The organism is Nocardia acidivorans NBRC 108247, from assembly GCF_001625085.1.
GTDB lineage: Bacteria > Actinomycetota > Actinomycetes > Mycobacteriales > Mycobacteriaceae > Nocardia > Nocardia acidivorans.
This window is the reverse complement of sequence record NZ_BDAW01000134.1, coordinates 1-4,892: the sequence shown is the minus strand read 5'-3', so window position 1 is coordinate 4,892 and position 4,892 is coordinate 1. Positions and strand designations below refer to the sequence as shown.

The following is a 4,892-nucleotide window of genomic DNA, read 5'->3' as shown; positions in this document are numbered from 1 at the left end:
TCCGCCTGCTTGACCGGTTCGGGTATCTGCCGGATTGCCTTCCAGCTGTGGCTCGGCCATGTCGAGGTCGGGTGGGTGTCAGTTGTACCGCAATGGTCGACCACATCGTGGGCACTGTGCCTCGTCCTTGAGGATTCCTTCCTCGGTTTCGGTCCCGGGAACTATCGCTACCAAGGAGTTTCGGCATATTGCGCCGTGCTGATTCACGCGCCGTACAGGTGGTTGCTGCCGTGTCCATCCGACGTAATGCATGACGGCGTCGAGGGTGTCCGCGTCTCGGAGTTTGGTTGGTTCGGTGAAGCACGCGATGTAGATGTGCTCTTCGTGGTCTCGGCAGTCGTTTGTGCAACGATCGCGGGCAAGTGGCGGACGATCCCGGTCGTATCCGGCTGCTGGACGATGCTCGGGCCTGGTGAGCTGCGGGAGGGTAGGAAGCGGTGTATCGCTCCAGACACCGGCTGGGTCGGGGCCGTGGAGAGCAAGGTCCTTGATCAATACCTCGAACCACTCTTGATCAGTCGCGTAGGACGTGAGTTGTGCCGAGCGGTGGAGTATTGCGCTGTGGCGGCAGCCATCCGTGGCTCCCATTCGGGGTCATCGCGCGGCCGGCATCGGCACCCCAGGACGCGGCGGTCGTTACCGTAGGAACCCTCGTGGCCCGCGAGCCGCTGCTTGCACCACCGGCATACGATGCCGCGAAGCCTGAGCGTGGCCGCCCGGGTGGTCGTATCGATGTACATGGCGTGGCAGCGCAGGCAGATCATGCAGCGGCCTTCGAGCGCTTGCAGGAGTTGGTCGAGTTGGTGCTCCCCGAGCTTGTGTCGCTTGGCGCGCTTGGCGAGCGCGGATTTCGGCAGCTGCAGCATGCAACCGCCGAAGCAGTTGCGATGGATATCGACTTCATCTGTCACGGCACGGTCCTGTCGTCGGTGAACAGCACGAGCTCGCTTCTCGTCGACCCCCGGCCTGCTCGAATGTCGCAGGCACGCACAGGTCTATGATCCCATGCAGAGGCGACGTGTGGTGCGGAAACTCGATCGGCCCCGGGAGCGCCGAGCCTCAAAGTCGGCGAGAGCGTCGGGCAGTTGGCCTTGGAACCGAGACGCGGCGCTGCCGGGTGGGCTTGGGTCGGCCACCGGCTACAGGTGTCGATGGATCGACTGCGGGGGGTGGGGTATTGGATTGCCGGTTCTGCGGTGTGGTTGGTGTGCGTGACGTGGTGGGCGGTTCCGGTTGTGCCTGTTCGATTCGGCGGCGTAGTTCGTGCGCGAAGTCGGTCAGGCGCTCGTCCTGGTGCGGGTGGTTGGGGATGGGGCGGAGTTGCTCGGTGTAAGGCAGATCGGTGAGGGCGTGGAACGACATCGCGTCGTCGGTGAAGTCGGCGTCGGGGTGGTGTTGGTGGATCCAGGCGTCAGCGCGGGTTTGGAGTTCGCGGGCGGGGTCCGGGGCGATGAGCAAGGATGCGCCGAGGTCGTTGTAGTTGTCGGTGCTGATGGCCGCGATGAGGGTGTTGGTGTCGAGGCCGTGTGCGTCGGCAAGGGCGATTGTGTCCAGCAGAGGTGTCCAGTGCCGGGAGCTTCTGGCGATCCGATAGAGGACGGCGGGTAGTGCGATGTAGAGGGCGCGTTCGGTGTGGGCGTCGGCGAGTTCCTTGACGTAGTGGTGGTAGTCGGCGCGCATTCGTTCCAGCCGCTCGGGGCTCTTGGTGGGCCAGTCGGCGATGGTGTCGGTACCGGAGTCGGTGAAGGGCGGTGCGGTGAGTGTTTCGGAGGTATTGACGTGGGCGATGAGGTCATAGGGGTCGTATGTGTCTGTGGCGGGGAAGGTTTCGGCCGACCAGGTGGCCAGGGAGAGGTGCGAACGCGTCGCGGATCGCTGTGGGGTCTGGACGTGTGTCATCGTTTGCGGCGACCGTGGCGGGCTTGGTGACCGGGGCCGCAGGGAGTGTGGTGTCGGCGTTGGGGCCCAGGATTCGTCGGCGGAGTTCGCTTGCGTACTCGGCCAAGTCGGTGTCGATGCCGGGAAATGGGGTCGGGATCGGCGGGCAGCGGCCGGGGGAGGGCGCGTCGCGCAGCGCGCGGAACGACTGTGGGGCGGTGGTGAGTGTCGAAGCGGTGTTGAGCTGTGCGATGAGGCGGATCAGGCTGTCTTGGCTCGCGGTGGGGAGGGTTTCGATCGGTGCGGTCGTGAGGGGGTTGGGTTGGGCGGGGAGGCGGTTGTGGATCCAGCGGTCGGCGCGGGCACGTAGCACTGCGGCGGTGTCGCGGGCGTTGGTGAGGGATTCGCCGAGGTCTTGGTAGTCGTTGGTGGCAATGCAGGCGACGAGTTCGCCGGTGTCGAGACCGTGGGCGTCGGCAAGGGCGAGGGTGTCGAGCAAGTCGACGTATTTCGTCGATTTGCGGGCGTCGTGGAGGAAGACAGTCGGTAGTGCCCGATCGAGCAGATGCTCGGCGCGTTCATGGGCGAGTAGCTCGTAGGCGTGGCCGAAGGCCAGTCGGATTCGACCGTCGGCGGCGGCTTGTTCGGCGCGCATGACGTCGGTGGCGGAGAGATTGTCGTCGTCGCGGACGAGTACACGTGCGAAGCAGCGGAACGGTTCTTGCGGGTCGTCGGGTTGCTGGTCGCCGGAGATATCGACGAGTGCGTCGGTGGCCACGTATAGGTGGTTGAGTTCAGATCCGCGGGTGAGGCCGACGTACGCTAGGGCGCGGCCGAGGGTGGCGTTGAGCAGCATGCGGGCTCGGCGGACGGTGATGCCTTGGGCGCGGTGGGCGGTGGTGGCGTAGCCGAGTTCGACGTGTTCGCTGATGTATTCAGCGGGTAGGAGAACCGAGCCGCGGTGGGTGGTGCCGGTGACGGTGATCGAGCCGTTGTGGTGGATGCGGTGGATGCGCCACAGGTCCCCGTTGTCGATGCCGGTGTCGGCCACGCGCTCAACCCGCCCTTCGACGACTTCCACGAAGCCGCCCACATCCGAGCAAGAGGCGCTGTTCACGTCACGACGGCTACGCCGGCGACCAGGAGAATGGCCCGAGGCGAACAACCTGCCCGGGAAACCAAAAATCCCTCACTCGCCCGTGTCTACGCGGTCACGGGTTCGAGTAAGGGACATATGGTGGAGCTAAGGGGACTCGAACCCCTGACCCCCACACTGCCAGTGTGGTGCGCTACCAGCTGCGCCATAGCCCCGTGTTCAGTTTTCGCTCGCGGGGCGTGCCCCGCTTGCCTGAACGAAGTTACACGACGCGTATCGGACAAACCAAATCGCCTGCACAAAGGCTGGCGGAGGCGATCTTATGGGGGTAGCCTCGAACACATGTTCGATAGCGGAGAGGTGGAGGCGATGGGCGATGAGGAGCTGATCGATGCACTGCGACGGGCACACGGGGCAGCGGCATTCGCGCAGGCGGCGGAGATCACGGCGATTCGGGAGGTGTATCGGCGGCATCGGGCCGGGAACGCCGAACCCGGGCCGGGCGGGGTGCGGGCCGGTGAGTTCGCGGCCGCACAGGTCGCGGTCGCGGTGCATCAGTCCGAGGCGGTGGCCGCGGCCCTCATCGATATCGGGCTCGCCCTCGACTCGCTACCGCGAACCAGGGCGGCATTCGCGGCGGGGCGGATAGACCTGTCCCGGGTGCAGGTGATCGCCGAGGCCATGCGCGGACTCTCGCGCGAGGTGCGAGAAGCGTTGGAGCCCAAGCTCATCGACGCTGCCACCCGCACCGATCCGAGCCGGCTGCGGCAGACCGCGCGGCGGTGGATCATTCGGCTCGACGCTCATGGGGAACAACGTCGCCGCGAGGAACGCGAAGGCGACCGCGATGTGCGTATTCGCGCCGTGGCGGACGGGATGGCGATCTTCGACGGGCTGCTCCCCGCCGCGGGTGCACAGACCATTGCCATGCGACTGCGTGAAATGAGCCTGCAGGTCTGCGAAGATGACCCGCGCACCATGCCGCAGCGCCGCGCCGACGCCCTCGTCGCCCTGGCCGACGGCACCGGCCGCCTGCGCTGCGGCTGCACCCGCGGCAAGTACTGCCCCCAGGCCGGAGCCCCCTCGGCTCCCCGCCGCCCCCTCATCCAGGTCGGCATGTCCGCCGAAACCCTGCTCGGTCTGCGCGACGACCCGGCCTTCCTCTCCGGCTACGGCCCCGTCGACCCCGCTCTCGCCCGCACCCTCGCCGAACATGCCCGCTTCCAAGTCATCCCGGAATACTTCGCCGAGGACCCAGCCACTCCCGCCGAGGGCACCAGCCGGTCGGCGGTCGAAGGCCGCACCCCGCCTGCCCCTCCGACGGCAGAGGTCCGCCCTCGCTCCGCCGCCGAGGAACGATCCCGAGCAGCCCACCCCGCGGGATCGAGCCGCAAGCGCGAACCGAAATCCGCCGCACCCCAATCCTTCCCGGAACACCCGGGCAACCTCACCGCATCCCACACCTCCCCCGAGGGACCATCGGAGCCCGCCACTCGGCCGGGCCGCCGCGGCGCAGCCGCACCGCGCGCCCCCTGGGAGCGCATCCCCGGCGTCCCCGGCGGCCAATCCCACCCCGAGTACTCCCCTGGAACGGGGGAGCAGTCCCACCCATCGATGCCCGAGCCGCTGCGCGCGATCCGGCATCCAGACCCGGCCGTCGCAGACCCATCGCAATCCACTGCCGGACAGCAGGATTCAACCCCTCAGACCGAGAGGACACACGGCCCCGACCGGATGCATCCGGCAATAGCGACCACTGCGGCCGATCTCGGTTCGCCCGAGGCAGTGCAAGGGGCGACGGCACGACAGGCCGAACCAGGATCGCGGGTGGCGCCGCCCATGGCCGGGCATTCAGACCTGTTCGCCGCAGATGCATCGAAGTTCGCTGCGGAGCAGGAGAATTCGATCGAGCGAGCGG

The 4,892-nt window shown here is 67.2% G+C and carries 4 protein-coding genes and 1 tRNA gene; 2 read left to right on the top strand and 3 right to left on the bottom strand.

Features of this window, described 5'->3' with window-relative positions; translation table 11 throughout:
* The first annotated feature begins 653 nt into the window (after positions 1 to 653).
* Positions 654 to 1,001, top strand: coding sequence for a hypothetical protein (locus NA10_RS34900; RefSeq protein ID WP_157557009.1), 348 nt, complete (start codon positions 654 to 656; stop codon positions 999 to 1,001).
* A gap of 58 nt (positions 1,002 to 1,059) precedes the next feature.
* Here NA10_RS34900 and NA10_RS34895 read toward each other — a convergent pair whose 3' ends face one another.
* From NA10_RS34895 to NA10_RS34885, 3 genes are all read right to left on the bottom strand, one after another.
* On the bottom strand, positions 1,060 to 1,899 hold the full coding sequence (locus tag NA10_RS34895) for a hypothetical protein (protein ID WP_067574976.1): 840 nt from the start codon (positions 1,897 to 1,899) through the stop codon (positions 1,060 to 1,062).
* The gene (locus NA10_RS34890) at positions 1,793 to 3,043 is read right to left on the bottom strand and encodes a helicase C-terminal domain-containing protein (RefSeq protein ID WP_157557008.1); all 1,251 of its coding nucleotides are present in this window, start codon (positions 3,041 to 3,043) and stop codon (positions 1,793 to 1,795) included. The genes NA10_RS34895 and NA10_RS34890 overlap by 107 nt, the downstream gene beginning before the upstream one ends.
* A 70-nt stretch (positions 3,044 to 3,113) precedes the next feature.
* Positions 3,114 to 3,189, bottom strand: a tRNA-Ala gene (locus NA10_RS34885).
* A gap of 127 nt (positions 3,190 to 3,316) precedes the next feature.
* On the opposite strand from NA10_RS34885, the gene NA10_RS34880 reads away from it, so the two are divergent.
* A partial coding sequence (locus NA10_RS34880; RefSeq protein ID WP_157557006.1) for a DUF222 domain-containing protein occupies positions 3,317 to 4,892 on the top strand: 1,576 nt, incomplete at its 3' end.